This is a genomic window from Nonomuraea sp. K271 (genome assembly GCF_009908215.1).
Taxonomy (GTDB): domain Bacteria; phylum Actinomycetota; class Actinomycetes; order Streptosporangiales; family Streptosporangiaceae; genus Nonomuraea; species Nonomuraea longispora.
This window is the reverse complement of record NZ_JAAAHR010000377.1, coordinates 1-1,267: the sequence shown is the minus strand read 5'-3', so window position 1 is coordinate 1,267 and position 1,267 is coordinate 1. Positions and strand designations below refer to the sequence as shown.

The 1,267-nt window shown below is 69.9% G+C and carries 2 protein-coding genes; both read right to left on the bottom strand.

What is annotated here, in order from left to right; genetic code table 11:
* Positions 1-138: 138 nt before the first annotated feature.
* Complete coding sequence (locus tag GUY59_RS47055; RefSeq protein WP_201762192.1) at positions 139-330, bottom strand: hypothetical protein; 192 nt, start codon at positions 328-330, stop codon at positions 139-141.
* Positions 300-1,267: cation:proton antiporter domain-containing protein (locus GUY59_RS47050; RefSeq protein WP_201762191.1), on the bottom strand; the 968-nt coding region annotated here is incomplete at its 5' end. The genes GUY59_RS47055 and GUY59_RS47050, both read right to left, overlap by 31 nt.

Here is a 1,267-nt window from a genome sequence, read left to right as displayed (position 1 = left end):
GCTACCGTGAACCCGCCCCCAGAGCTCAACCCGCCCCAGGCGATGAGCAGGCCCCGCACGCGGCAAGCCCGCGCGGGCCCCGGGCATCATGACGGCGCACGCCCACCCGACATGCCGCGCGACGGCGAGCGCCCGCCCTCACGAACGCCGGCCGATCAGCTGCGCCAGGCGCCGCTCCACGGCCGACAGCCGATCGGCCAGCGAACGGCTGTGCAACAACTCGGCAACCCCGTCGGCCTCGTCGCCGTCCAGATCCACCACATGCGACGGGGCGTCGGCATCGCCACCGTCGTAGATCATCAACGCACGCCGCCCGTCGTCGAAGACCATAACGCCGACGTGATCTCCTTGCCTGGTGTCGTAGTGGTGGATGATGCCGCTGCCGGGAACCGTCGTGCGCCTGATGTCCACTGCGCAGGTTCTCCTTTCGTGAGGGCCGCTCGGCCGGAATCGGTGTCGATGTCGCCGCGCTCGCCGTACCAGTGAGCCAGCCGCCCGCGCCGCGCTACCGCGCGCAACCGGCGCTCCACCTGCGGGCGCGCGTCACTGGTCGTGACGATGAGCACGTCGTCGCCCTCCCGCAACAACGTCACGGGCTCCGGGACGATGGTGTCGCCGTCACGGATGATCAGGACGACGTTCGAGGGAGCGGGCAACCGCAGTTCGAAGATCTCCACCCCGTGCAGCCGGGAACCGGGCGGAATCGTCAACGTCAGCAGGTCGGCGCCCAGCACGTCCAGCGGAGCGGCCTCGATGCTCACCTCCCTGGCCTGACCCGGCTGGGTGATCCCCAGCAGCCTGGCCACCGCCGGCAGCACCGGCCCCTGGACCAGGACGAACAACACCACCAGCACGAACACGATGTTCAGCAACTGCAGGCTGCCGGGCACCGCCGCGACAATGGGAAACGTCGCCAGCACGATCGGCACCGCGCCACGCAGCCCCGCCCAGGAAACGAACGCCTGCTCCCGCCAGCTCGTACGGAACGGAAGCAGACACGCCACCACCGACACAGGCCGCGCCACCAGCAACAACACCAACCCGATGACGGTTGCCGGCAACAACGCCGAACCCAGCTCGCTCGGATTCACCAGCAACCCCAGCATGACGAACAACCCGATCTGCGCCAGCCAGCCGACCCCCTCGGCGAACGAACGCGTGGCAGCTCGGTGCGGCAGGACCGCGTTGCCCAGCACGATGCCCGCCAGATAGGCGGCCATGAAACCCGACGCGCCCGCCCCGCCCGCCGCCGCGAACGCGATCACAC

Excerpts from the sequence above, each read along its gene's own strand:
- GUY59_RS47055 (WP_201762192.1), bottom strand. The coding sequence starts at position 330 with ATGGTCTTCGACGACGGGCGGCGTGCGTTGATGATCTACGACGGTGGC.